Genomic DNA, 24,073 nt, shown 5'->3' with positions numbered 1-24,073 from the left:
GATGCCCGTCCCCTTGAAGGGCTCGACCGCGGGGCCGCAGTACGCCGGCTGGGAGCCGCGCACGGTCGCGAGGCAAGGCCTGGGCAACCGAGCGCTGACCGGGCAGCGGGTTCCGGTCGCGGGCGGGGTCAGCCTCAACGCCGACGTCTACACACCCGCCGAGCCCGGCCGGTACCCGGCCGTGGTCGCCTTCTCCGCCTACAGCACCGAGACCCACACCGCCGGGCTGCCGACCGGCACCAACGAGGCCGGGTCGCCGCCGGTATTCACCGATCGCGGCTACTGCCCGGTCCTCGTCGAGCGCCGCGGCATGGGCCGCTCCGGCGGCGACCCGGTGTCGTTCTTTGACCCGCGCGACGTCGACGACCACGAGGCGGTGATCGCCTGGGCCGCCGAGCAGCCGTGGTGCAACGGCGAGGTCGTGCTGTTCGGCACGTCCTACTACGCCATCAGCCAGGTGTTCGTCGCCGCCCGCCGCCCGCCCGCGTTGAGGGCGTTCTTCGCCCACGAACCCGACACCGACGAGTTGCGACACGCGATGCAGTTCGGCGGCGTACCGGGCAGCTTCTTTCTCGGCGTGTGGCTGGGGGCGAACTTCACCGCGAAGGCGCAGGCCACGCGCATGTCCCCGACGACCCGCGCGCTGTTCAGCCACGTGACCAACGGCCCCCTGCACCCACTGCTCGACAAGCTCGTCCACCGCGGAGTCAGCCGAACCTTCCAGCGAGTCCTGAGCAACATCCCGACGCCGGACATGGCGGAGCGCTACGCGCGGTGGATGTTCGACGAGAAGACCCGCGAGACCTCCACCGCCCAGGAGGTCACCCCCGCGGAGCTCGCCCGCATCGACGTGCCGTTCGTGACCGTGCAGAACCTCGGGTACCTCAACCTGCACCAGTTCGGCAGCTACGACCTGTTCGAGCACGCCGGGACCCCGGACGCGGACAAGTGGCTGATCCTCGGGCCGCCGATGTACGACCTGCCGGTCTACGAATGGCAGCTCGAGGCCCTCGCGTTCTTCGACCACGTCCTGCACGGCAGCGACAACGGCTACGCCGACCAGCCCCACGTGCGCTACTGGGTCGACGGGGCCGCCCGCTTCGACACGGCATCCTCGTTTCCACCGGACGACGGCGAAGTGCGCCGGCTCTACTTGCGCTCCGCCGGCGCCGACCACATCACCCACCGGCTCACCCCCGACACACCGCCCGCGGGCCAGAACTCGTGGGCCGCCGTGCCGCGAGGTGTTCCCGTGCTCGGCGGGCTCGACGAGATCGCACCCCAGGTGCTGTCGTTCGACCTCCCCGTCACCGACGAGCTCCAGCTCGCCGGCCCGGTCACCGCGCAGTTCTCGTTCAGCAGCAACGAGATCGACTCCTACGTCGTCGCCCGGCTCACGCGCATCGACGCCGACGGCGCCGTTCACCAGCTGTCCATGGGCGCCATCCGACCGGTCGCCCGCACCGTCGATCCCGCCCGCGGCTCCGCCGTGGAGATCGCCATCGACTCCGGGCGCCGGGAACCACTCGTGCCCGGAGAACCGGTCGACCTCCGGTTCAGCCTCACCGCGGCACCGGTGTCCCTGCGCGCCGGGGAGACCCTCCGCCTCGACGTCGCCAGCCGCAGCGACCTGCTCCGCGAGGACCCGAGCAACGGCTACGCCCAGTTCGACCTCCCTGTGCCGCCCTACCTGTCCCGCAACACCCTGCACTTCGGCGGAGCCAGCTGGATCGAGGTCACCGCCGTCCCCCTCACAGCGACACCGACCCCCAGTTCGAGGAGAAGCCGATGACCGGCCAGAAGATCTGGAACCGCCAGTTCGTCCTGCGCGAGCGCCCCTCCGGACGCATCAGCGCCACCACCTTCGAGATGCGGGAGGAAGCGACCCCGCCGATCGGCGACGGCGAGGCGCTCGTCCGCGTCGAGTGGGTCTCGCTCGACCCGTCCAACCGCGCCTGGATCGGCGCCACCCCGACCTACCTCCCCCCGGTCGGCATCGGTGAGGTCATGCGCGGCTACGGGCTCGGCACCGTCGTCGAGTCCAACAACCCCGTCTACCCGGTCGGCCGGACCGTCCAGGGCCTCCTCGGTTGGCAGGAGTACGCGACGGTCGACGACACCACGATGATGCAGGCCCACGACCTCGCTCCCGGCGTCTCCCCCAGCCAGTACCTCGGTGCCCTCGGCAAGACCGGCCTGACCGCCTGGACCGGCATGCACGAGATCGGGAAGCCGCGGCCCGGGGAGACCGTCGTGGTGTCCGCCGCGGCCGGCGCGGTGGGATCGGTCGCCGGCCAGCTCGCCACGGCCGCCGGCGCCCGGGTCGTCGGGATCGCCGGCGGCCCCGAGAAGTGCGCACTGCTGACCGACAAGCTCGGCTTCGCCGCCGCTGTCGACCACCGGGCCGAAGGCTGGCGGGACGCCCTCGCCGAAGCGACCCCCGACGGCATCGACGTCGACTTCGAGTCCGTCGGCGGGGAGATCATGGAGGCGGTCTTCGACCGGCTCGCCGTGCACGCCCGCGTGGCCCTCTGCGGGCTGATCTCCGGCTACAACGCGACCGAGCTCCCCCGGGGCCCACGGTCGTTCAGCAACCTGCTCACGCGCCGAGCGACCCTGCAGGGCTTCGTGATGATGGACGACTACGCCAAGATGCAGCAGGCGCGAGCCGAGATCACCGGCCTGATCGGCCGGGGCCGGCTCGTCCCGCTCGAGACCGTCGTCGACGGGTTCGAGCAGCTCCCGACGGCCATCAACATGCTCTTCGACGGCACCAACGTCGGCAAGCTCGTGGTCAAGATCGCCTGAGTCGGTCCGGTCCTGCGCCTCGCCGAGGAGCAGGTCCGCGAGGTCATCTGTGGACGGGGTGCGGTCAACTTCAGCGTCGGTACTGGAGGCCAGGCAGGCTTCGGGCGCAACAAGCCGAGTCCATGAGCGGTCCCGCTACGGCCCGATTAGGGGACCGCTTACGTCACACTACTGCCCGTCTCGGGCGGTCACCGCTGATGATCGGCTCTCGTGGACACGTCCACTGACCAGCACAAACAAGCATCGGACGTCACCGTCGTCGCCGTGACTCCTGTCCACTGGGTTCGGGGTTCGAGTCCCTGACGGCGCACTCTATTCATGCAGGTCAGAGCGGTGTAGCGCGATCTTCTGATGGCGCTGACTCCCAAATTCCGCTCTGGCGTGGCAGCTTCGCGCGGTCTCGGCGGGACTCGTTACCAGGACCCCCGCGCAGCGCTGAGGTCACTCCGGACCGATGCTTATCCGTCCACGCCGTCCATGCCGACTTCGTCGCCCGCGTTCTCGTACTACGAGGCGCGTCGTCCTCGCCGAGCTGCGGACCTCGGTCCTCAAGCCAGCGGCGTGCTGCGGTCACCGGTGTCGAACCACGCTGCACGGGCCGTTCACGAGGCCCGCGTGGCGCACTCTCGGGCACGAGGATGCCCCCCGTGCGCCGAGCTCTGTCGCCCGACGGAGCTCAGCGGCGAGCCACGCAGACGCTCAGGACGATCCGGTACGGGCCAGGATGAGCGCGACCGCCTCCGCCGGGACGTCCCACTGAGGGAAGTGGCCGCAGCGGTCGAACCAGTGCAGCTCGGCGTCGGGGAACGCGAGGCGCGCCCGCTCGGCCTGGCGGGGCAGCGTCACGCCGTCATAGCGGCCCCAGCCGATCGTCACCCGTCCCGGCGCCGTGCCGCGAGGGGCGCCCGACTGTGTCGGGCCGTGGGTCAGCGCGTCGAGGGCGTCGTCGAACGACGGCGCACGCAGGAAGCGACGCAGCTCCTCGAGCGGCACCTCCGGGCGCAGCGCCCACGGCCGGGCCGAGAACTGAGCTAGCAGTGCGGTCCGGGTGACCGGGTTGCCCAGTAGCGTCGGCAGGGCCGACTCGAGGCGGCGAACCAGGGCGAACGAGGCCCGTAGAGAGGCGGAGAAGATCCGCTGCTCGGTGGGTGTCCAGAACCCGCCTGGGTCGAGAGCCACGGCGTCGCCGCCGACCTTCCGGCGCGCCAGCTCGAGCACCATCCGCGCGCCCATCGAGCTGCCGACGGTGTCGACCCCGGTCAGGCCCTGCTCCTCGATGAACCCCTCGACCGCGTCGGTCAGGGCGGCGATGGTCACCTCGCCCGCGAGTGCAGGCGTCTCCCCGAAGCCGGGCAGATCGACCGCCACGACCTCCCGGTGAGCGGCAAGGTCGTCGATGATCGTTTCCCAGGACCGCCAGGAGCCGCCCAGGCCGTGGATGAGAAGGAGCGGGTCACCGGTGCCGCGACGCACATGATGGAGGGCCATGTTCGTGTCCGTACCCGCGGCGGGCGATCCCGCACACTGCGCCGAGCGGACGGCCGACATGCCAGGGCGAACTCGCCGTCCTTCCACGCGCAGCGCGGGATCCTCAACCACCTCACGACAGATGCGCCGGGACAGGGACAACGTCGCGGTAGCACCGCGCGCGGGGACTTCGGCGTTGGAGGGCTCCTGCTCGTGCACGATCATGTAGGCGCGTTCCCTCAGCGCACTCGTCACCGGAACCTCCCTTTCGTCGGAGCGGATCGATCACCAGCGGACGGCGAGAACCGCACCGCGAAGCCGCTCGGCGGAGTGACTGCCCGTCGATGTGCGGCGATATGACCCGAGTGGGGCACCCCAGAGCCGCCACCAAACCCGGGGCGCTTCCGGCGTCGAGGTTCAGCGCGGCGCGCATCCCGGAATCGGCACTGAGTTGGGTGGAGAGCATCGAGCGGTAGCCGGCGTCATCCGGCGCCTTGAGGCTCATCCGCCATTCCCCGGCCTCGGGGAACTCGGCGGGCTGATGGCTCGAGGTGGGCCCTGTCAGACGCCGTGCAGGTGCAAGCGCGCCCAGCTGTTGTTGACGTAGCCCTTCGGGTTCCAGACATGCTCGGGGCGCTCGGGCTGCAGCGCCGCCGAGGAATCCCAGGCCCGAGCGAGCACCGTGACCCCGCCGCGCGGGACCTCGACCGTGGCTGACCAGTGGCGCCAGGCCCACGGGCTTCGCTGGTCGGCGAGCTCGGCCTGGGTCCAGGTCTCGCCGTCGTCGGTGGAGACGTCGACGCGCACCACTGTGCGGTCACCGCCGGCGAACGCGTACCCGGTGACCGTGGTCGGTCCGGCGGGCACCTGTGACCCGTCGTCGGGCGAGAGCACGTCGGAGTTCACCGCGACCAGGCCCAGCGCCACACCGTCTCCCGGCCCGGTGCTCGACGGGTCGACCTCGGGCGGCAGCAGTCGGTACGTGCTGGCCTGGAAGAAGTTGTCCGACGGCTCGTCCTGCACAGTGATCCGCTCGAGCCACTTCACGCTGCGGGCGCCGATGTAGCCCGGCGCGACAACCCGCACCGGGGCACCATGGATCGCGGGCAGGGATTCGCCGTTCATCGACCAGGCCAGCAGGACCTCCGGCATCAGAGCCTTGCGCGCCGGGATCGACCCGCCGTACAGCGCGCCGGTGGCGGGACTGCTGGCGATGTCCGCACCGGTGAACGCGACATCGGTCGCCTCGTGGTGGACGCCCACATGCCGCAGCACATCGGCCAGCCGGACCCCGCCCCAGCGCGCGGTCGCGGTGGCGGCGGGGCCCCACGGCGCCTCACCAGGGATGTCACGGACCCCGATCAGGCCCGCCCTCCGATTGCCCGCGCACTGCAGGGTCGCCGTCTCGGTGTGCTCGGTGAACAGGCCCCGCAGGTCGTCCAACCCGAAGGTCGCCGGCCGGTCGACCAGACCGTCGACCCGCAGCGTCCAACCATCGGGATCGATCTCCGGCACCGAGCCGTGGTTGCGACTGTAGAAGGTGTCGACGGGGGTGGTGTCCTCGCCGGCCAGCGCTCGCCGGGGCGGCTCGGCGTTATAGGGATCGACCTGATGGACGACCATGTCGTCCCGTTTGCCCCACACCATGCCTCCAGGCCCCTCGAGGCGTCGCTCAGACGGGCACGTCGACGTTCTTCGTCGCCGCTCCCCTACCGGCGGAATGTGCTGCGGATTCCCCCACAAGACATGCGACACACGCGCCCCGCATCGAGAAGCGTCGAGGTTCGGCGCTCGACGTGCCGGGGACTCCACCGCACCGACGTCGACCAGCAAGGAGATCGCAGGTGAGCGATCGGGTGTGCCTGATCACCGGAGCCAGCCGAGGTATCGGAGCCGCCAGTGCGCGCGAGCTCGCGGCGCGCGGTCACGGTGTTGTGGTCAACCATCGCGACAGCGCGACCGACGCCGAGGCCGTCGCGCAGGACGTCCGGGCCGCCGGCGGTTCCGCGCTGGTGGTGCAAGGCGACGTGACCGACCCGAACGACGTGACGCGCATGGTCGACGCGGTGATCGGACACTGGGGACACCTCGACGCGGTGGTGCACAACGCCATGACCCCGTTCCCGGTCGCCTCGTTCGCCGACCTGAGCTGGGAGCAGCTCGGCACGAAGCTCGACCAGGAGATGCACGCGGCGCACCTGCTGACCCAGGCCGTGCTGCCAGGGATGATCGACCGCCGTGACGGACGGTTGATCTACCTGTCCACCGGCCTGTCACGACGCCCCCGAGCGGGGATGATCGCGCTCGGTGTCGCCAAGGCCGCCCTCGACTCCTTCGTGCGCTACGTCGCCGAGGAGGTCGCGCCACACGGCATCACGGCCAACATCGTCGCCCCGTCCACGGTCGACGACACCGCCGTGAGCGGGCGTCTCTCCGACGAGCTCAGAGCACAGCTCGCCGCCGCGACCCCGATGCGTCGGCTCGCCCGACCCGACGACGTCGCGCGCACCGTCGCCTACTTCGCCGGCGACGACGCCGCCTTCACCACCGGCAGCTGGGCCCCGGTCAACGGCGGCCAGATCATGCCGTGAACCAGGAGCAGCGTTGCACACCCTCGACCTCACCTACGTCGGTCACGGCCTGCACGAAGAGCTCGTCGCCTACGTCGCCGACCAGGAAGGCTTCCCCGAGCAGGAGGGCGTGCACCTCGCGGTGCGCGACGGGGTGAGCTGGGACGACCAGCGGCTGCGTCGCGGCGCCACCATCGGGCTGGGACGCTCGGTGTTCGCCCGGCTCACCGACGGCGTCGAGTGGACCGCGCTGTCGGTCAGCACCCATCGCCCGCTGTTCTGGGTCGTCGGCGCACGACACGTGCGCACGATGGAAGAGCTGCGGGGACGCCGCCTGCTGGTCCACGCCCCGCACACCGCACCGGGATGCTTCGCCCGCATCGTCCTGCGCCGCCACGGCCTCGACCCCGACCGCGACCTGGAATGCGTGACCCGCCCGCCCGGCGACTACGCGATGGACCTGCGACGGCTGCGCGCGGGCGAGGTCGACGCCGCCTACCTCGGCAGCACCCTCGACCCGGCACAGATCGCCGCCGAGGAAGGCTTCCACGAGCTCGCCTGGGTCGGCGACCACCTCGCCATCCCAACCGTCGGGCTCGCCGTCGACCCCGCCGTCGTCCCGCTCGACGACCCCGCGGTCGCGGCCGCGGTGCGTGCGCAACGGCGGGCCCTGGCCCTGCTCGCCGACGACCCGGACACCGCCGTCGCCTACCTCCAGCGGTTCCTGGGCCGCGACACCCCCGACGAGGTGAAGCGATACCACGCCCGCTTCGTCGCGCCCTGGTTCACCGCCGACGGGCAGGTCGACCTCGCCGCAGCCGACGAGGGCCTCGCCGCCGTCGCCCACGAACTCGGCGTCACCCAGGCCCCCCGAGCCGCCGACGTCTACCGCACCGACCACGTCACCCTCTGACCAACGCGTTGCCAGCGGGCGACGGTGACGCGGGGCTCCTGTCGTCGCCCCTCGATGGCCCGCTCCACGGCGACGGCGGCGCCCTCCAGCCCGACCGGTCACCCGGGGTCTACGGCAGGAAGTAGTAGACGTCGATGGGGCGCCGAAAGCACTCGGAACAGGTCTCCGAGCACTTCGGCCACGAGGGCGTCGCCGCGCGTGGCGCTCGGGGTCAGTCGCTGGTGTCCTTGTTCTGGTCGATGATCGTCTGGCGCTCGGGGGTGATCCAGAGGATCACGCGTTCGGACTTGATGCCCTCCGGCGGGTAGTCGGTCCCGAGGTACTGGTGCGCGACCTCGTCGATGTGCTCGCGAGCCTCCGGGCCGGTGGTGGTGCGGTCCACGCGCCCGCGCACCTCGGCATACCGGTAGGGGTCGCCCTCATCGCGGATCAGCACCGTGATCCGGGGATCGGACTGCAGGTTCTGGTACCGCTTGCGATGGGTCTCGGTGTTGAGGACCAGTGAGCCGTCCTTGATCGCGACCCACAGCACCTGGGTCTGCAGGCGGCCGCTGGGCAGGACCGTCGTGACCGCTGCGAAGTTCTTGCCGTTCGCGAGCTCCTCGGTGACCGGGTGGAGCTCCGGTCCGTTTTTCGTGTCTGCCATCACGGATCCTTTCGCTTCAGGGGGTGCCGCACGGGCTCTCCTCAACTCACGGTGGTGGTGGTCAGGGCTGGAGCTGGGAGAGCAGGCCCGCCATGTCGGTGGCGCCCCACCGCTCGACGATCTGGCCGTCCTGGAAACGTCCGAGCTGCAGCCCGCGCACCTCGATGCGCCGGCCGGTCGCGGCGACGCCCTCGAACTCGCCCTGATGGGTCCCGGTGAGCGTGTAGGCGAACGCGATCGTGTCATCGTCGGCCACCATCCGCTCCGGGGTGATCGTGAAGTCGGGGAACGCGGCGACCAGATAGTGGAAGAACCGGCGGTACCCCTCGCGGCCCTGCTCCTGGAACGGCGCCGGGTCGTGGTCGACCGCGTCCGGCGCGAACATGATGTCCACCCCGGCGTCGACGTCCCCGGCGTTGAGGCGCTCGGCGGCCTTCTCCTGCGTGGCGATGTTGTCGTCTCGACTGCTCATCCGGGTTCTCCTGGGGTCTGGGGTGGATCGGGTGGGCGGCGGTGCCGCGGGCGTCACCCCGCGGCACCGCGCCACCGAGGTCAGGCGGCCGGCTTGAGCAGGACCTTGGTCCAGCCCTGGAGGCGCTCATCGAAGCTCTCGTAGGCCTCGGGGGCCTGGTCGAGGTAAAGCTCGTGGCTGACGATGAACGAGGGCGCGGCCTTGCCCTGGTGGATCAGCTGGGCGAGCTGGCGGTTGTAGTTCTTGACGTTCGCCTGCCCGTTGCCGATGCCCTGACCCTTGAACCACGTGGTGCCGTAGTCCAGCGGGTAACGCCCGATCTTCGCGTCCTCGTCCTTCGCGCCCGGGTCACCGGGCAGGAACAGCCCGACCACGCCGATCTTCCCGGTCGGCCGCACGGCCTGGAACAGCGAGTTCAGCGTCATCGACGGGTCCTCGACGCCCTGGGAGTCGTGGGCCTGATAGCCGACGCACTCGCAGCCGCGGTCGGCGCCGTGCCCGTCGGTGAGGTCGAGGACCTGCTGGGCCGGGTCACCGGCCGAGTCGTCGATCGGGATCGCGCCGGCCCGCTCGGCGAGCTTGAGTCGGTCGGGGTGGCGGTCGACGACGAACACCTGGCTCGCGCCGCGGATCGTCGCGGAGTAGGCGGCCATGATGCCGACCGGTCCGCCGCCGTAGACCACGACCGACTCCCCCGGGCGCATCCCAGCGAGCTCGGTGGCGTGCCAGCCGGTCGGGAAGATGTCCGAGAGCATCGTGTAGTCGTTCTGCTTCTCGGAAGCGTCCTCGGGCAGGACCAGGCAGTTGAAGTCGCCGTAGGGCACCCGCAGCAGCTCGGCCTGGCCGCCGGCGTAGGGGCCCATGCCGTAGAAGCCGTACGCGCCGCCGGCGGTCCCGGGATTGACCGTGAGACAGAAGCCGGTGTTGCCGCGCTCGCAGTTCTCGCAGAAGCCGCAACCGATGTTGAACGGCAGGCTGACCTGGTCACCGACCTGCACCCGGTCGACACCCGAGCCGACCTCGACGACCTCGCCCATGTTCTCGTGTCCGAGGATCTTCCCGGACTCGAGCCCGGTCCGCCCCTCGTACATGTGCAGGTCCGACCCGCAGATGTTCGTGGTCGTGATACGCACCAGGACGTCGGTCGGCTTCTCGACCGTCGCGTCCGGTACGTCCTTCACCGACACCGACTTCGGGCCCTCGTAGACCAGTGCCTTCATGTGTTGTCGAACCTCTCCACTTCCGGAAACGGATGTGCGGCGTGCACGCGTGCCTGCGCGGCTTCCCGATCAGCTGGTGATGGCCTCGCGCAGTTCCTTGGCGGCGGCGCCGGGATCGTCGGCGTTGCGGATCGACCCGCCGGCGACGGCGACGGTGGCCCCCGCGGCCTGGACGTCGCGGATGCTGTCGATGTCGACCCCACCGGCGATCGAGAACGGCACCCCGGATGCCTTGCCGTCGTCGATGACGGTCTGGATCGAGTAGCCCTGCTGGGCCTGCTCGTCGAGACCCGCGTGGATCTCGCAGAACGCGACACCGAGCTCGGTCACCGCGCGGGCGCGAGCAGCACGGTCCTTCACGGTGATCATGTCGGCGACGATCTGCTTGCCGTGCTCCTGCGCCGACTTGACCGCGCCGCGGATCGTGTCGTCGTCGGCGGCGCCCATCACGGTCACGTAGTCGGCGCCGGCGACGAAGGCGATGCCGGCCTCGAGCTCACCGGCATCGGCGGTCTTCATGTCGGCGAAGACCTCCTTCTCCGGATGCGCGGCTTTGATCGCGCTGACTGCCGCGATCCCTTCGTGCTTGATCAGGGGAGTGCCCAGCTCGATGATGTCGACGTGGTCGGCGACCTGACGTGACAACGTCAGGGCCTCGTCGAGGGTGGCGACGTCCATGGCGACCTGCAGCTTCATCTGAGTGCTCCCTTCTCGGGGGGTCATTCGAGGTTGGCGTGCGTGCGCCACAGCTCGCGGGCCTGCGTCCCGCTCGTCCGCCACAGGGCGTGGAACAGCGCGTCGGTGAGCACCAGGACCGACTGTTCGAACAGGCTGCCGGCGTACTGCACCGACGTGGTGCCGTCGAAGTCCTGCTTGTCGGCCGCAGGCACGACCAGGGCCTCGGTGGCCGTCTCGGCCAGCGGCGACTCCGCGGCCGTCGTGATCGCCACGACGTCGGCGCCCTCGTCGCGGGCGGTCTGCGCCGCCCGGACGACCCGAGCCGTCGACCCCGAGCCCGACGCCGCGACGAGGACGTCGCCGGAGCCGATGGCCGGCGTGGTGGTCTCGCCGACCACGTGAGCGTCGAGGCCGAGGTGCATGAATCGCATGGCAGCCATCTGCAGGGCCAACCCGCTGCGCCCGGTGCCCACGGTGAACACCGCGGGCGCACCGGTCACCAGTGCGCCGGCGCGGGACCAGGCGGTGGGGTCGATACCGTCGAACACACGCTTGTGCTCCGCGCGGATCGCGGTCGTGGCGTCGGCGACGTCCTGAGCACTCGGTCCAGACATCGAGCCCTCCTCGGTACGCACGCGGGATCAGGTCGGCGACTTCTCCGCGATCACGTCCACGGGCTCGATGGTCGGCTGGGTGAACAGCACCCCGGTGTTGTCGGCGAGGGCCTGGGCGACCGGGCCCGACAGGTGGGTTTCGCGGCCCGCATCGGCCCCGAACGCGTCGTAGATTCCGAACGACGACGTCCCGAAGCGCAGGGCGAACCAGCGAAGCGTTTCCGGTTCCTGCCCGACCAGGTCGAGCCCGTGCTTCAGGAAGTTCTCGACGTCCTCTTCTCGGCCCGGGAGGGCCTCGATCCGGACCAGCAGTCCGACGGTCACGGGTTCGGCCATGCTCGTTCTCCTCGCGGAACTTCGGTGGGTGGGTAGCGCGCCGGTCGCCGCGTGTCGCGGCCTAGGCCGTGACCCGGTGGCGGCCCTCGGCGAACTCCTCGACGAGCTTCGCGCCGAATGCGGGCAGGTCGTCGGGGTTGCGGCTGGTGACCAGGCCGTTGTCGGTGGCGACCTCCTGGTCGACGACGTGACCACCGGCGTTGCGGATGTCGGTGCGGATGCTGGGGAACGACGTCAGGGTCCGGCCTCGCACGACGTCGGCCTCGACCAACGTCCAGGGGCCGTGACAGATCGACCCGACCGGCTTGCCGGAACGGACGAAGTTCCCCACGAACCGCACCGCGTCGGCGTTCACCCGCAGCCCGTCGGGGTTGACGGTGCCGCCGGGCAGGATCAGCGCGTCGAAGTCATCGGGCGAGACCTCGGAGACCAGTCGGTCGACCGGGAACGTGTCGCCCTTGTTGATGTCGCCGTTCATCGCCTGGATCTCGCCGCTGTGGATCGAGAGCAGCGTGACCTGCGCCCCGGCCTGCTCCACGGCCTGGCGGGGCTGCTCGTACTCGACCTGTTCGACACCGTCGGTCGCCAGGATCGCCACCCGCCGACCGCGCAGTTCGTCCGTCATCGACGGTCTCCTCTTCTGTCCTGAACCGCTGTTTTCCTGCGGCTTCGACGCTAGGCATCGACGCGCGCGGACCAGAGCCGTTTCCGGACGGGACGACGGTGCGGAATCGGCACTCGTCGTCGCAGGGGCGGCGCCTGCCTCCTGTCAGCGCAGGCGGCGGGCCAGGGTGATGGCGGGGGCCTCGCCGTAGTGGTGGCGGTAGGCGGTGGCGAAACGCCCGGGGTGGCTGAAGCCCCACCGGTGGGCGATGTCGATGACACGGACCCCGCCCCCGGGTGCGGCGACGACCAGGTCGGCGCGGGCGCGCTCGAGGCGAACCTGCTGGAGGTACTGCTTCGGGGACCGGTCGAGCTCGCGGCGGAACCCCGCATGCAGGGCCCGCACCGACAGGCCCACCGCGCGGGCGACGCCCTCGACGGTCAGCGGCTCGTCGGCGTGGGTCTGCATCAGGTCCGCGGCCTCAGAGATCGTTGTGCGAGGCGCGATTTCAGATCGGTGGCGTAGCGCCGACGTCCAGTTGTTGGGCTGACCCAGCAGCAGGGTGCTCATCACCTGCTCGCGCAGCTGCGCCGTCACCAGGGGATTCACCGCTCCGGTCCCGCCGTCGGCGAGCACCTGCTGCATCAACCGGGCCTGCCCCAGCACCGCAGTGGTCTCCGGGGCGTCCATGACGGGGTCGAACTGTAGGTCGGGCTTCTCTGGCTGAGCCGTGACCAACCGGGCCGCGAACGACTGCAGCGCCTCGAGGTCGACGCGAATCACCAGCAGCCGCAGCGCCTCCTCCCAGTCCATCACCAGCCTCGAGGCCGGGGTGCCCATCACCGCGGACCGCCCGGCGACGGCGTCGAATCGGCGGCCCTGGTGACTCGCGGTCAGCGACCCGGCAAGCGGCATGGACACCGCCACGTAGCCCGGCAGCGGCTCCGCAGTCACCCGCACCGCCATCCCGTAGTCCATCTCCAGCAACGACAGACCCGGGAGGTGGAAGCCGAAGACCTCCGCGATGAACCCGCCGGCGTCGGCCGGAGCCACCGTGTGGGTGGACATGAGGTCGGTGACCTGCGACACCAGCTCGTCGAGATCGTCGGTGTGTACCAGCGGCCGACCCATGGATCTGGACGGTTCGTCGCTCATCGGCTCCCCACGAAGGGACGGACAGCCGGCGGGCCGCCGCTGGTGGAGCGAGCCGGGCATCACCACACACCGAGTACAGCGGGTATGCGCGTCGTCACCCTACGAGCGGGGCGCCCGGTATGGAACCGCGGGCATGCCCTTGGGAGCCGTTCAGGCGCGGCTGCGGTGGCGGGCGAGCCAGTCGTCGGTGGCGATCAGGGGCAGCAGCGCGGCCCACATGGCTGCGATTCGGGCGGGGAGTTCGTCGAGGGTGCCGCTGCGCTCGCAGATCAGGTGGTGCCCGGCCATCAGGGTCGCGACCTGGCGAGCCAGCACCGCCACGTCGACCGTCGGGAGCAGCACTCCGGCCTCGGCCGCCGCTCGTAGGCGGAGGGCGACGGCCTCCTCGGCGAATCGGTAGTGCGCGGCACCGTGCTCGACCGTGACGGCGGCATCGTTGAGCAGCCGGACCCCGCCGCGGACGACCGGATCGAGGCGCATCGCGTCCACGATCCGCTCGGTCAGCGCCACCAGGGTGAGGAGCGGGTCCCGTCCCCGTTCCCGGACCTCGACGAGCAGGTCGATCCAGGCTGCGTCGGTCGCGGCGATCACCGCCTCGGCCACGGCCTCCTTGTGCGGGAAGTGGAAGTACATCGCGCCCTTGGTCACCCCGGTGCGCGCCAGGATCTCGCTGAGCGTGGCCCCGTGGTATCCGACCTCGGCGAACCGCTCCGCCGCGGCCGCGACGATCGCCGCGCGCGTCGCCAACGACTGCTCGTGGCGCTCGCCCGGTCGATGAGGACCGCGCGCGCCTGACGCGGGATCGGCTGAGGGGCTCACCGCGCACGCCTCTCGATCGCTCACGCAGCTCCTCCCCCACCGCCCGTGCGGCGTCGCGGCCGGTTGCGGCGACGACGCTAGGACCCGCCGCTCGGGTCACCGAGACGTTTCCGGACCTGGACCCGAGCCGGAATCGGCGTGCCTGCGGCGCAGCCCGAGAGCGAGGTGGGCCGTCGATGCGGTTCACCGAGCGCCGTGGTCGGGCACACGCCACCGGACGACGAGAACCCCGAGGCCGACCGACACGGCCGGGAACGGAGCTTCCTTCCATGACCGACGTCACGATCCCCCGCAGCGGCGACTCCACCGAGCCCACTCCCGACCCGGCCGAGCGCGACGCCTACTTCCCCTCGCCCTACTCGCTGAGCCAGTACGTCCCGCCCCGCACCGACTTCGACGGGACCGAGCATGAGGGTGAGGCCCGGAGCCGCTGGAAGGTCCTCGTCATCGGTGCCGACGAGCGCTACCTGCCCATGGGCAACGGCCGTCTGTTCTCCACCGGCAACCACCCGGTCGAGACGCTGCTCCCGCTGGTCCACCTCGAGGCCGCTGGGTTCGGTGTCGACGTCGCCACGGTCTCAGGCAACCCGGTCAAGCTCGAGTGGTGGGCCACGCCCGCCGAGGACGCCACCGTCCACGACGCTCTCGACCGGTTCCTCCCCCGGTTCCGTGCACCCCGCCCGCTCGCCGAGGTGCTCGAGGACGGCCTCGACGACTGCCTCGCCGCGTTCATCCCCGGCGGCCACGGCGCCATGCAGGGCCTGCACGACAGCCACGACGTCCGCGCCGTCCTCGACTGGGCCCTCACCGCCGACCGGTTCATCATCACCCTGTGCCACGGCCCCGCCGCTCTGCTCGCCGCCGGGCTCGACCGCGACACCTCCCCGCTCGCCGGCTACGAGTCCTGCGCCTTCCCCGACGCCCTCGACACCGGCGCCAACCTCGACATCGGCTACATCCCGGGCCCGATGCCCTGGCTGCTCGCCGAGGGCCTGCGCGCGCAGGGGCTGGTCGTGGTCAACGAGGACATGGCCGGCCACGTCCACCGCGACCGGGGGCTCCTCACCGGCGACAGCCCCCTGGCCGCCAACGCTCTCGGGAAGCTCGCCGCAGCAACCCTCGTGGAGCACACCGAGAGCTGACGCGACCGGCTCCGGCTCACGGCGCGCACCACTCTCCGGATCGGGCGAGCTGCAGCGCCGTCGACGGCACCTGGCGTTGTCCGCTTAGGTGTCCGCTGACATCACGGCACGGCCTGTCACGACGCTCCATGGTCGATGATCGCCAGCCGCGGACACCACTCGTGACCAGCACGGACGTCCACGAGGCGTCATCGTGGCGGTCGTGAACCCTGTCCACTGGGTTCGGGGTTCGAGTCCCTGACGGCGCACTCTTCTTGCTGGTCACGGCTCTACTGGCCTCGGGGTGACAGTCGTCGTTGGCTCCCGCGGCGGAGGTGCTCGTGGTGCTGGGTGACGAGCCCGGCCGCTGTGCGGGAGTGGCTTGATCTTGACGGTTGGTGTCCGTCCAGCCACTAGAGTTCGCGGAAGGTGATCGTCGATGGTGGGTCGCTCGGCGCGCGAGAGCGTGCGTCGGCTCCCGGCGCGGGCCGCGGGCAAGCGTTGCTGGAAGGAGCGTGTTCTCGATGTCGACGGGAGCCCCGGTCGATGGGTTCACCCTGAGCTTCGACCGTCTGGGATCCCTTGGTCGGCCGCCGGTGGTCCTGCTTCATGGTTGGCCCGGGGACAGGACAGACATGGCATCCGTCGCCGAGAGGCTTGGGGACGAGTTCGACGTCGTCGTGCCGGACCTGCGCGGTTTCGGCGCCTCGGACAAGCACCTCGGCGACCCCGGCGACTACTACAGCCTGGTGGCCCAGGCCCGCAGTGTCGCGGGACTGATCGACGAGCTGGGGCTCTCCCACGTCGTGCTGGGCGGTTACGACATCGGCAGCAGGGTCGGTCAGCAGCTCGCGAAGGACAGGCCCGACCTGCTCAGTGCCATGGTCATCACGCCACCAGCTCCAGGCGTCGGGTCACGGATCCTCAGCGAAGGTCCGTTTCGCGAGTTCTGGTACCAGTCCTTCCATCATCTCGACCTGGCCGAGAAGCTCCTCGACGGGAAACCCGACGCTGTGCGGGACTATCTGGAGTACTTCTGGACGCACTGGTCCGGCCCTGACTTCGTCGTGGACGCCGCCCGGCTCGAGCACCTGACGTCGGCGTATGGCCCCGCCGGCGCGTTCGTTGCTTCGATCGGGTACTACCGAGCGGCCGGAAGCGTCGTGGCGCGCTACCTGGGCGAGACGGTCCCCGACGAGAAGATCATGGTCCCCACGACGTTCCTGTGGGCCGAGCACGACCCCCTGTTCCTGCGCGCCTGGTCCGACCGCCTCGGAGAGTTCTTCGCGCAGGTCACCGTGCAGCTCGTGGACGGGGTCGGTCACTTCGTCCCGGTCGAGGCGCCCGACATCTTCGCCGGCGCCATCGTGCAAGCGAGCAAGTAGGCCCCTGACGGGCCGGCAGCCGAAGCCGTCTGAGACCGCGGACGTCCTCACGCCCCATGACCTTGGCCGACGACCGTCTCGTGTGTTGGCGCAGGCCGTTCCGCTGATAGGCCGCCGCATACGCTCCGGGCTGGGTGTCGGCGCTCATGAGATCGCCGATCTCGGCGGCGCCGCCACCGATGCTTCGATGACCTGTCGTTGGCTCCCGAGCCGCTCGATGTGTGTCTCGACGACGTCGCCGGGCTGGAGGTAGGGGAAGCGCCCGGACAGCGCGACCCCTTGCGGGGTGCCGGTCAGGATCAGGTCGCCGGCCTCGAGCGCGACGTACTGGGAGAGATCGACGATCAGGGCCGCGACGTCGAAGATCATGTCGGCGGTCGTCGAGTCTTGCCGTGGTTCACCGTTGACCCACGAGGCGATACGCAGGTCGCTGGGGTCGATCTCGTCGGCCGGCACCAGGGAGGGGCCGACGGGGCAGAACCCGGGCGCGATCTTGCCCTTGGACCACTGCCCTCCGGAGACCTCCATCTGCCGGTGCCGGTCGCTGAGGTCGTTGGCGATCGTGTAGCCCGCGATCGCATCGGCGGCGTCGCTGCGCTGGGCGAGTCGGTGGGTTCGTCGGGCGATGACGACGGCCAGCTCGACTTCCCAGTCGAGGGTGTCGCAGCCCGCGGGTCGCGTGACGGTGTCGTGGGGTCCGATGACGGTGTTCGGGTGTTTGAGGAAGACGATCGGATCCGTCGGAGGGGGAGAGCCGGTCTCGGCCGCGTGGGCTGCGTAGTTCTGGCCGATGCACAGCACCGCGGTGGGGCGGGCCACCGGCGGCCCGACGCGGAGGTGCCCGGGGTCCTCGATGAGCGGCAGTGCCCCGCGTTGCAGGGCGTCCCGGGCGGCCGCGAGACCTCCGGCGGCCAGCCACCGGCCGTCCACGTCCTGGGTCAGGGGGGAGAGATCGAACAGGTCGCCGCCCAGACGCGCGACGGGACGTTCCCGGCCCTGCTGGCCGAGTCGCAAGATGTCCAACCGGCTACCTTCCTCCTCCTGGAGCTCGAGGCGTGCTCCGACGCTTGGTCGTCGCGTCCTCGGCGGTGTCCTGGGCCCGCCACTCGCGGGTGATGCGCGTGGTGAGGTTGTCGAGGTGGCGGATCATCGCGGTTTCCGCGGCCTGCCCGTCCTGGTCCCCCAGCGCGCGCAGGATCCGTTCGTGCTCCAGGACCGCCGGTCCGCGGCTGGTGACCCACGCGGTGGAGTAGGCGGCGAGGATCACCTGCGTGCGCACCCGTTCCAGGGACTCGGCGAGGCACTCGTTGCCCGCGAGATCCTGGATCGCGTGGTGGAAGTCGGAATCGGCGCGACGTGCGCCGTCCTGGTCGCCGCTGTCCACGGCGCTGCGGAACCGGTCGTGGACGATGACCAGTTCCTCGAGGGTCCGCTCGTCGATGCGTGGGGCGGCCAGCCGCGCGGCGAGTGCTTCGAGCTGGGTGCGGACCGCCAGGGAGTCCAGGAGCTCGTAGCGGTCGGGGGCGGCCACGGCGATCGTGCCCGCCACCCGTCGCAGCAGTCGCTCGGAGAGCAGCCGCTCGACCGCGTAGCGCACCGGGCTGCGGCTCATCTCGAGGTCGGTGGCCAGCCCGAGCACGCTGACCGGGGCACCCACCCCGAGGACGCCGTCGAGGATCCGGTTCCGGATCAAACCGTAGGCGGAGTCGGCGAGGGAGTCGGTGCGGGGGTCGGAGTTGAGGTCTGCCGAGGTCACGAGTGGCCCTCTCGCTCGGTGTGCTTCTTGAGTGGTGGGCGGAGAAGCCTAACCAGCCGGGATCGCCAGACCGGCCTCGGCGAGATCGGCCCACCGGCGATGCTCCCCAGCCTCGGGCGCGGGAACCAGCCGAACGAGGTCGGGGGTCAACTCGGCGATCGAGCGGGCCCCGAGCAAGGTCATGGTGGTGGTGATCTCTTCCTCGAACAGGGCTGCAACTCGACGCACGCCCAGCTCGCCGGCGGCCATGAGGCCATAGAGGTAGGCCCGCCCCACGAGCACGGCGTTCGCGCCGAGCGCGAGGGCCGCCACGACGTCGGCGCCGGAGGTGAAGGCACCGTCGAGGAAGACTTCGCAGCGGCCGTCGAGGCGATCGAGCACCTCGGGCAGCTGGCGGAGCGGGGTGGCGGAGCGGTCGAGCTGGCGGCCGCCGTGGTTGCTCAGCACGATCGCGTCGGCACCCGCGGACGCGATCCGGGCCGCGTCCTCCGCGGACTGGACTCCCTTGACCACGAGCTTGCCCGGCCACTGCTCGCGGAGCCAGTCCAGGTCCTCGAAGTCCACGGCGGGGTCGAAGAGCGTCGCGGCCAGCTCGGCGACGGTGCCCTGCCACGAGTTCAGCGACGCGAAGCTCAGCGCGCGGGTGGTGAGCAGGTCGATCCACCAGTGGGGGTGGCGCGCACCGTCGACGAAGGTCCGCAGTCCCAGTGACGGTGGGAGGGTCATGCCGTTACGGACATCGCGCAGTCGCCGGCCCGAAACCGGGGTGTCGACGGTGAGCACGAGGGCCTCGTAGCCGGCGGCGGCGGCGCGGTCGACGAGCTCGCGACTGCGGCCCCGGTCGCTCCAGAGGTAGAGCTGGAACCACCGTCGACACCCCGGGATGATCTCGGCGACGTCTTCCACCGAGCAGGTGCCCATGGTCGAGAGCGCGAAGGGCACGCCCGCCGCTCCGGCCGCGCGCGCGGTCGCGAGCTCGCCCTCGTGGTGCAGGACGCGCGTGAAGCCGGTCGGGGCGAACACGATCGGCAGCGCGCTCGGGGCGCCGAGGATCGTCGCGCGGGTGTCGACGGTGGAGACACCGCGCAGCACCCGCGCGATGAAGTGAACCGAGTCGAGAGCTTCACGGGCGCGGGTCAACGATCGCTCGGACTCCGCGCCGCCCTCGACGTAGTCGAAGACCGCTCGAGGGACACGGCGGCGGGCCATCGCGCGGAGATCCCCGACGCTGGCCGCCCGCGCAGCCCGGCGCCGGTCGCCGTCGAGCACCACCGGGCGCGGGCGCAGCAGATCGGCGAGCTCCGCCGCTCGCGGCAGCCGACGCGCTCCGTCCAGCCCTGTCCATCGCATGACCGGAAGACTGCATCCACACGACCGCTTGGTCAAGCAGCACTGCATCCATCTACGTGAGATAGACGCCGTTGGTGCGTAACCAGGTGTTGACTGACCCCCGGTTTCGGACTAAACCTGAATCCACCCCAGACCGAGGAGGAGCTTGTGTCATCGCGTCCGCCGTCCGTGCTCGTACCGCTGCCCGACCGCGACTTCGACACCACCGAGTCCTCGATCGCGTGGCGCGCCTTCGTCGACGCCGGCGTCGAGGTCACCTTCGCCACCGAGACCGGCCGGGTCGCCGCCTGCGATCAGCGGCTGCTGCGGTCGGGCTTCTTCAACTGGTTCCCGGCCGGGCAGGACGCCCTGGATGCCTACCGGGCGATGTCGAGCTCCCCGGCCTTCCGGTCCCCCATCACCTACCGCGACATCGACCCCGCCGACTTCGACGCGGTCCATCTCGGCGGCGGGCACGCCCAGGGCATGCGCCAGTACCTCGACAGCGGGGTCCTCCGCGAGCGCGTGCTCGGGTTCCACCGCCAGAACAAGACGATCGGCGCGATCTGCCACGGCTCGCTGATCCCGGCCAGGACCATCGATCCCCGCACCGGGGCCAGCATCATCGAGGGTCGCCGTTTCACCACCTTGACCCGCCCGATCGAGAAGTTCGCGTTCCGCTGCACCTGGTTCCGGGTGGGCCGCCGTTACCGGACCTACTGGAAGTACACCGAGACCGAGGTCGGACAGGCCGTGGGATCCGCCGGCGCGATCGAGCGTGGCGAGACCCGCTTCGGCGCGTTCGGATACTCCCTGACCCACGACGAGCCGATGGTGGTCGAGGACGGCCACTTCCTCAGCGCCCGCTACCCCTTCGACGCGCCGCGCTACGCCGAGGCGTTCGTCCGTCGCCTGGTCGACGACCGCGCCGCGGCGACGCCGTAACGGCTCCCCGCTCCCCCTTTCCCGGCCGAGGCTCACTCTCGGCTGCCTTCGCCTCGCCCCGCCGCGGCGAGAACCACGGCTCCTGCTACCACGCCGGCCCGTGGCCGGCACCAGACGACCTTCGAGAGGGAACACCCATGTCGAACCACGCCCCTGCCGATGAGCGCCGGGATCGGCGCGGCACCAACGCCCTGTTCTCCGCGAACCCCCTCAAGCTCGGGCTCTTCGGGCCCAACTGCGACCGCGGCTGCGCGATGACTCTCTCCGACGACGTGCCGCTGCTGACCTGGGACTACACCAAGAAGATCGCCCGGCTCGCCGATGAGGCCGGCTTCGAGGCCCTGGTCCCGGTCGCCCGCTGGAAGCAGATCGGCGACAACGGCTTCAACGGCCGCAACTTCGACACCTACACCTGGGCCGCGGGTCTGGCCTCGGTGACCGAACGGATCACGCTGGTCACCACCGCGCACGTCCAGGCCTCCCACCCGGCGGTCGCCGCCAAGCAGGTCGCCACGATCGACCACATCAGCGGCGGCCGGACCTGCCTGAACATCGTCAACGGCTGGTTCGAACCGGAGTTCAAGATGCTCGGCGGATCGTTCCTGCCCCACGACCAGCGTTACCGATACACCAGCGAGTGGTTCGAACTGCTCGAGCGGTTCTGGCTCGAGCAGGACGACTTCGACTTCCGCGGCGAGTTCTTCACCGTCGAGGGCGGATACTCCCAGCCCAAGCCGATCCAGCTCCCCCGGCCGGCCATCATGAACGCCGGGGGCTCGAAGACCGGTCGCGACTTCGTCGCCCGCTACGCCGACTCCGGCTATGCCCTGCTCGCCGGCTACGACCTCGCCTCGACCCGGGCGCTGGTCGAGGAGCGCCGGGCCGAGGCCGCCGCCTACGGACGAGAAGTGGACACCTGGACGACCGCCTACGTGATCCAGCGCGACACTGCCGAAGAAGCCGAGGCCTACCGCCAGCTGGTCTTCGTCGACGAGGTCGACGAGAGCGCCGGCCAGGCCGCCGCGCACTATCTGGGCCTGAATTCCTCGGCCATGGCGCCCGACCAGTGGGAGGAGTTCAAGCTGCACCTGCGCGCCGGCTACGGCGGCTACCCCTTGGTCGGCACCGCCGAGCAGATCGCCGAGAGCCTCATCGGGCTCAGCCACGCGGGGGTCACCGGTGTGTCGCTGTCCTTCGTCGACTTCGTCTCCGGCCTCGACCGTTTCGTCGCCGAGGTGATGCCGCTGCTCGAGAGCGCCGGCGTGCGCAAGCCGGTCGCGGCGCTGTCCGCGGTCTCCTGAACCCACCCGCCATGGCTGCCCCCAACCCAGGAGCCGACGGCACCCCGCCCGCGGGCCCCAGCGCGGTACCGCTGGACGCGTCGGGACTACGCCTGGTGCTCGGTGCTCACCCCGAAGGGGTCGTCGCCCTCGCCGCCGTGGTGAACGGTGCCCTCGAGGGCCTCGCGGTCAGCACGTTCACCCCCGTGAGCCTGGAACCCGCCCTGGTCTCGGTCTGCGTGGCACACACCTCGACGACGTGGCCACGACTGCGCACCGCGGCGCGTCTCGGGATCAGCGTGCTCGCTGAGGACCACGCACAGCTGGGACGCCGGCTCGCATCCACCGGCCAGGACCGGTTCGTCGGGACCTCGGTCACCGTTGGGGCCTCCGGGGCCGTCCTGATCGACGGGGCTTGCGCCTGGTTCGACTGCTCGGTCGAGGACGAGATCACTGCCGGGGACCACCTCATCGCCGTGCTCGCCGTGCTGGAGGTACACCATCGCCCCGACGTCCGTCCCCTGGTCTTCCACCGCAGCAGCTTCGCCCGCCTCGCCTGACCCGAACGGCGGTCCCGTCCTCTCCTTCGCGTGCCGCGCCTTGAGGGCCGCGAACCCGGTGATCATCGAAGTACCAGAGGGGGCCGGTTCCTCGGCGTTCCTCGTCTGCTGGGCCGGTCACGGGAATTCCGAGCTGCTGGGCTACACCGCCCGCGTCGCGGGCGGACCGTCCTTCCTCGCCGCGTCCCCGGCCACCGCCGAGGCCACCACGGTGCTGGCGGCGGACCACACCCCCGTCGCCTGCACCATCGCCGAGCGCGCCGAGATCATCACCAGTCTGGCCGGCCGCCCGGGCTTCGATGCCGACACGGCCCGCCGCGCCGGCATCCCGGTGGTGGTCGCCGCCGCCCAGGGGACGCTGGGTGCCGCGCCAGGGATCGCCGAGTTCGCAGTCGACCTGGTCCAGGCAGCTGGACTGGGCCAGCTCGCCCTGGTCACCGAGATCGTCGTCGACGACGGCACCGGACTCCACGGCCTGGACGATCTCGCCAGGCAGCGCGCCCTCTTCCGCGTCACCGGCCAGGAGATCATCGACGAGCGACTGCGCACACAGGCTCTCGCCGTCCGCGGGCCCGAAGTCGTCCTCCCGACCGATCACGGCATCGTTCTCGCCACCGGCTACCGCGACACCCACTCGGGCGCCGAGCACCTCGTACTCCGAGGTCCGGGCACCGAGCGGTCCGCCCGACCCGTCGTCCACGTGCACCGAGAATGCCCGACGGGCGACCTGTTCAGCTCCTTGAACTGTTCGTGCCGGTCGGAGCTGGACACTGCGCTGGCCGACATCGCCGGTTCCGGAAGCGGCATCGTGGCGTACCTGCGCGGCAAACCCGATCGGCCGCTCCACCACGACCCCCACCTCAGCGACCGCCAAGCCCACCTCGTCGCCTTCATGATCCAGGACCTCTCGCTACACCGCGTCCACCTCCACCACGGCGACACTCAGCAACGGGCCGCGCTCAGTGGTCGCGGCATTGGGTGCTGACCACTTCCGGCCCGGCGGGCCGGCCATGACCCTGCGACAGCCGAATTGCCCTGATCACTGTCCCCTCGGGCACACCCAGGCTCTGTTCGATCCACTCGCCTCCCATCGGTGCATCGATGATGTCGTACATAGAGACGGCATCCAGTCCCTCGACGAGGAACTGGGTCGTCTGCTCGAGGTCGGGAACGGTGACCCACACATGGCCTATACCGCGGATAATGACGCCTTCTCCTCACAGCAGCGTCATTGAGACCGTCCCGCCGACGCCCGGTCGTAACCGAGGCTGAGGCGGCGCACTCACCGTGACGACGATGCGCCGGTCGCCGCCATCTATCCCATGGCGAGAAGGAATGTTCCCTTTCTTCCCGGCTATGTGAGCTCGGCGTGCGACAGACCGTGCGTGCCGTCTG

25 protein-coding genes are annotated in these 24,073 nt (G+C 70.6%); 10 read left to right on the top strand and 15 right to left on the bottom strand.

What is annotated here, in order from left to right:
* The first annotated feature begins 1 nt into the window (after position 1).
* Complete coding sequence (locus tag ACR9E3_RS09780; protein ID WP_460380045.1) at positions 2 to 1,792, top strand: CocE/NonD family hydrolase; 1,791 nt, start codon at positions 2 to 4, stop codon at positions 1,790 to 1,792.
* A complete protein-coding gene (locus ACR9E3_RS09775) occupies positions 1,789 to 2,808 on the top strand; it encodes an NADP-dependent oxidoreductase (RefSeq protein WP_460380044.1) in 1,020 nt (339 codons plus the stop codon). Before ACR9E3_RS09780 ends, ACR9E3_RS09775 begins: the two co-directional genes overlap by 4 nt.
* A 699-nt stretch (positions 2,809 to 3,507) precedes the next feature.
* On the opposite strand, the gene ACR9E3_RS09770 is transcribed toward ACR9E3_RS09775, so the two are convergent.
* The gene (locus ACR9E3_RS09770) at positions 3,508 to 4,296 is read right to left on the bottom strand and encodes an alpha/beta fold hydrolase (protein ID WP_460380043.1); all 789 of its coding nucleotides are present in this window, start codon (positions 4,294 to 4,296) and stop codon (positions 3,508 to 3,510) included.
* Between the two features lie 540 nt (positions 4,297 to 4,836).
* Positions 4,837 to 6,108: a sulfite oxidase gene (locus tag ACR9E3_RS09765; protein WP_460380042.1), complete on the bottom strand. Its 1,272-nt coding sequence runs from the start codon at positions 6,106 to 6,108 to the stop codon at positions 4,837 to 4,839.
* Positions 6,109 to 6,119: 11 nt separating this feature from the next.
* Between ACR9E3_RS09765 and ACR9E3_RS09760 the strand changes: the two genes are divergently transcribed.
* Together ACR9E3_RS09760 and ACR9E3_RS09755 are read left to right on the top strand one after the other, a co-directional pair.
* Positions 6,120 to 6,866: an SDR family NAD(P)-dependent oxidoreductase gene (locus tag ACR9E3_RS09760; RefSeq protein ID WP_460380041.1), complete on the top strand. Its 747-nt coding sequence runs from the start codon at positions 6,120 to 6,122 to the stop codon at positions 6,864 to 6,866.
* Positions 6,867 to 6,879: 13 nt separating this feature from the next.
* Positions 6,880 to 7,758 (top strand): substrate-binding domain-containing protein, encoded by an 879-nt coding sequence (locus ACR9E3_RS09755; protein ID WP_460380040.1) that lies wholly within the window; start codon positions 6,880 to 6,882, stop codon positions 7,756 to 7,758.
* A gap of 211 nt (positions 7,759 to 7,969) precedes the next feature.
* On the opposite strand, the gene ACR9E3_RS09750 is transcribed toward ACR9E3_RS09755, so the two are convergent.
* The 9 genes from ACR9E3_RS09750 to ACR9E3_RS09710 form a co-directional block, all read right to left on the bottom strand.
* A complete protein-coding gene (locus ACR9E3_RS09750) occupies positions 7,970 to 8,404 on the bottom strand; it encodes a PPOX class F420-dependent oxidoreductase (RefSeq protein ID WP_460380039.1) in 435 nt (144 codons plus the stop codon).
* 61 nt (positions 8,405 to 8,465) lie between these two features.
* Positions 8,466 to 8,876, bottom strand: coding sequence for an ester cyclase (locus ACR9E3_RS09745; protein ID WP_460380038.1), 411 nt, complete (start codon positions 8,874 to 8,876; stop codon positions 8,466 to 8,468).
* A gap of 80 nt (positions 8,877 to 8,956) precedes the next feature.
* Positions 8,957 to 10,096, bottom strand: coding sequence for a glutathione-independent formaldehyde dehydrogenase (locus tag ACR9E3_RS09740; protein WP_460380037.1), 1,140 nt, complete (start codon positions 10,094 to 10,096; stop codon positions 8,957 to 8,959).
* Positions 10,097 to 10,165: 69 nt separating this feature from the next.
* Positions 10,166 to 10,792 (bottom strand): 3-hexulose-6-phosphate synthase, encoded by a 627-nt coding sequence (gene hxlA / locus ACR9E3_RS09735; RefSeq protein ID WP_460380036.1) that lies wholly within the window; start codon positions 10,790 to 10,792, stop codon positions 10,166 to 10,168.
* 23 nt (positions 10,793 to 10,815) lie between these two features.
* The gene (gene hxlB, locus ACR9E3_RS09730; protein ID WP_460380035.1) at positions 10,816 to 11,388 is read right to left on the bottom strand and encodes a 6-phospho-3-hexuloisomerase; all 573 of its coding nucleotides are present in this window, start codon (positions 11,386 to 11,388) and stop codon (positions 10,816 to 10,818) included.
* Positions 11,389 to 11,415: 27 nt separating this feature from the next.
* A complete protein-coding gene (locus tag ACR9E3_RS09725; protein ID WP_460380034.1) occupies positions 11,416 to 11,724 on the bottom strand; it encodes a putative quinol monooxygenase in 309 nt (102 codons plus the stop codon).
* 61 nt (positions 11,725 to 11,785) lie between these two features.
* Positions 11,786 to 12,349 (bottom strand): type 1 glutamine amidotransferase domain-containing protein, encoded by a 564-nt coding sequence (locus tag ACR9E3_RS09720; RefSeq protein WP_460380033.1) that lies wholly within the window; start codon positions 12,347 to 12,349, stop codon positions 11,786 to 11,788.
* Positions 12,350 to 12,493: 144 nt separating this feature from the next.
* Positions 12,494 to 13,459 (bottom strand): AraC family transcriptional regulator, encoded by a 966-nt coding sequence (locus ACR9E3_RS09715; protein ID WP_460380032.1) that lies wholly within the window; start codon positions 13,457 to 13,459, stop codon positions 12,494 to 12,496.
* A gap of 174 nt (positions 13,460 to 13,633) precedes the next feature.
* Positions 13,634 to 14,230 carry a ScbR family autoregulator-binding transcription factor gene (locus tag ACR9E3_RS09710; protein ID WP_460380031.1) on the bottom strand — a complete coding sequence of 199 codons (597 nt, stop codon included), beginning with the start codon at positions 14,228 to 14,230 and terminating at the stop codon, positions 13,634 to 13,636.
* A gap of 341 nt (positions 14,231 to 14,571) precedes the next feature.
* Between ACR9E3_RS09710 and hchA the strand changes: the two genes are divergently transcribed.
* Entirely contained in the window at positions 14,572 to 15,444 is an 873-nt protein-coding gene (gene hchA / locus ACR9E3_RS09705) for a glyoxalase III HchA (protein ID WP_460380030.1), read from the top strand.
* Positions 15,445 to 15,947: 503 nt separating this feature from the next.
* Complete coding sequence (locus ACR9E3_RS09700) at positions 15,948 to 16,808, top strand: alpha/beta fold hydrolase (protein ID WP_460380029.1); 861 nt, start codon at positions 15,948 to 15,950, stop codon at positions 16,806 to 16,808.
* 144 nt (positions 16,809 to 16,952) lie between these two features.
* Here the strand turns inward: ACR9E3_RS09700 and ACR9E3_RS09695 are convergent, their stop codons facing one another.
* From ACR9E3_RS09695 to ACR9E3_RS09685, 3 genes are read right to left on the bottom strand one after another with little or no spacing between them, the layout of a single operon-like run.
* Positions 16,953 to 17,831, bottom strand: coding sequence for a fumarylacetoacetate hydrolase family protein (locus tag ACR9E3_RS09695; RefSeq protein WP_460380028.1), 879 nt, complete (start codon positions 17,829 to 17,831; stop codon positions 16,953 to 16,955).
* Positions 17,832 to 17,835: 4 nt separating this feature from the next.
* On the bottom strand, positions 17,836 to 18,564 hold the full coding sequence (locus ACR9E3_RS09690; RefSeq protein ID WP_460380027.1) for a GntR family transcriptional regulator: 729 nt from the start codon (positions 18,562 to 18,564) through the stop codon (positions 17,836 to 17,838).
* Between the two features lie 48 nt (positions 18,565 to 18,612).
* Positions 18,613 to 19,914 (bottom strand): alpha-hydroxy acid oxidase, encoded by a 1,302-nt coding sequence (locus ACR9E3_RS09685; protein WP_460380026.1) that lies wholly within the window; start codon positions 19,912 to 19,914, stop codon positions 18,613 to 18,615.
* 147 nt (positions 19,915 to 20,061) lie between these two features.
* Here ACR9E3_RS09685 and ACR9E3_RS09680 point away from each other — a divergent pair, with 147 nt between their 5' ends.
* The 4 genes from ACR9E3_RS09680 to ACR9E3_RS09665 all read left to right on the top strand — a co-directional run bounded on the left by ACR9E3_RS09680 (position 20,062) and on the right by ACR9E3_RS09665 (position 23,663).
* Complete coding sequence (locus tag ACR9E3_RS09680; protein WP_460380025.1) at positions 20,062 to 20,838, top strand: type 1 glutamine amidotransferase domain-containing protein; 777 nt, start codon at positions 20,062 to 20,064, stop codon at positions 20,836 to 20,838.
* 137 nt (positions 20,839 to 20,975) lie between these two features.
* Positions 20,976 to 22,139, top strand: a complete 1,164-nt coding sequence (locus ACR9E3_RS09675) for an LLM class flavin-dependent oxidoreductase (protein ID WP_460380024.1) — start codon at positions 20,976 to 20,978, stop codon at positions 22,137 to 22,139.
* A gap of 11 nt (positions 22,140 to 22,150) precedes the next feature.
* Positions 22,151 to 22,678 carry a flavin reductase family protein gene (locus ACR9E3_RS09670; RefSeq protein WP_460380023.1) on the top strand — a complete coding sequence of 176 codons (528 nt, stop codon included), beginning with the start codon at positions 22,151 to 22,153 and terminating at the stop codon, positions 22,676 to 22,678.
* 211 nt (positions 22,679 to 22,889) lie between these two features.
* Positions 22,890 to 23,663: a 3,4-dihydroxy-2-butanone-4-phosphate synthase gene (locus tag ACR9E3_RS09665; RefSeq protein WP_460380022.1), complete on the top strand. Its 774-nt coding sequence runs from the start codon at positions 22,890 to 22,892 to the stop codon at positions 23,661 to 23,663.
* On the opposite strand, the gene ACR9E3_RS09660 is transcribed toward ACR9E3_RS09665, so the two are convergent.
* Positions 23,638 to 23,862, bottom strand: a complete 225-nt coding sequence (locus ACR9E3_RS09660; protein ID WP_460380021.1) for a hypothetical protein — start codon at positions 23,860 to 23,862, stop codon at positions 23,638 to 23,640. The genes ACR9E3_RS09665 and ACR9E3_RS09660 overlap by 26 nt on opposite strands.
* Between the last annotated feature and the right edge of the window lie 211 nt (positions 23,863 to 24,073).

The sequence above is a fragment of the Actinomycetospora sp. C-140 genome, assembly GCF_054796175.1.
This window is presented reverse-complemented; position numbering and strand designations above follow the sequence as displayed.

Excerpts from the sequence above, each read along its gene's own strand:
- ACR9E3_RS09670 (WP_460380023.1), top strand. The coding sequence starts at position 22,151 with ATGGCTGCCCCCAACCCAGGAGCCGACGGCACCCCGCCCGCGGGCCCC.
- hxlB (WP_460380035.1), bottom strand. The coding sequence starts at position 11,388 with ATGTCTGGACCGAGTGCTCAGGACGTCGCCGACGCCACGACCGCGATC.
- ACR9E3_RS09685 (WP_460380026.1), bottom strand. The coding sequence starts at position 19,914 with ATGCGATGGACAGGGCTGGACGGAGCGCGTCGGCTGCCGCGAGCGGCG.
- ACR9E3_RS09720 (WP_460380033.1), bottom strand. The coding sequence starts at position 12,349 with ATGACGGACGAACTGCGCGGTCGGCGGGTGGCGATCCTGGCGACCGAC.
- ACR9E3_RS09700 (WP_460380029.1), top strand. The coding sequence starts at position 15,948 with ATGTCGACGGGAGCCCCGGTCGATGGGTTCACCCTGAGCTTCGACCGT.
- ACR9E3_RS09750 (WP_460380039.1), bottom strand. The coding sequence starts at position 8,404 with ATGGCAGACACGAAAAACGGACCGGAGCTCCACCCGGTCACCGAGGAG.
- hxlA (WP_460380036.1), bottom strand. The coding sequence starts at position 10,792 with ATGAAGCTGCAGGTCGCCATGGACGTCGCCACCCTCGACGAGGCCCTG.
- ACR9E3_RS09675 (WP_460380024.1), top strand. The coding sequence starts at position 20,976 with ATGTCGAACCACGCCCCTGCCGATGAGCGCCGGGATCGGCGCGGCACC.
- ACR9E3_RS09725 (WP_460380034.1), bottom strand. The coding sequence starts at position 11,724 with ATGGCCGAACCCGTGACCGTCGGACTGCTGGTCCGGATCGAGGCCCTC.
- ACR9E3_RS09715 (WP_460380032.1), bottom strand. The coding sequence starts at position 13,459 with ATGGGTCGGCCGCTGGTACACACCGACGATCTCGACGAGCTGGTGTCG.
- ACR9E3_RS09770 (WP_460380043.1), bottom strand. The coding sequence starts at position 4,296 with ATGGCCCTCCATCATGTGCGTCGCGGCACCGGTGACCCGCTCCTTCTC.
- ACR9E3_RS09740 (WP_460380037.1), bottom strand. The coding sequence starts at position 10,096 with ATGAAGGCACTGGTCTACGAGGGCCCGAAGTCGGTGTCGGTGAAGGAC.
- ACR9E3_RS09780 (WP_460380045.1), top strand. The coding sequence starts at position 2 with ATGCCCGTCCCCTTGAAGGGCTCGACCGCGGGGCCGCAGTACGCCGGC.
- ACR9E3_RS09775 (WP_460380044.1), top strand. The coding sequence starts at position 1,789 with ATGACCGGCCAGAAGATCTGGAACCGCCAGTTCGTCCTGCGCGAGCGC.
- ACR9E3_RS09745 (WP_460380038.1), bottom strand. The coding sequence starts at position 8,876 with ATGAGCAGTCGAGACGACAACATCGCCACGCAGGAGAAGGCCGCCGAG.
- hchA (WP_460380030.1), top strand. The coding sequence starts at position 14,572 with ATGACCGACGTCACGATCCCCCGCAGCGGCGACTCCACCGAGCCCACT.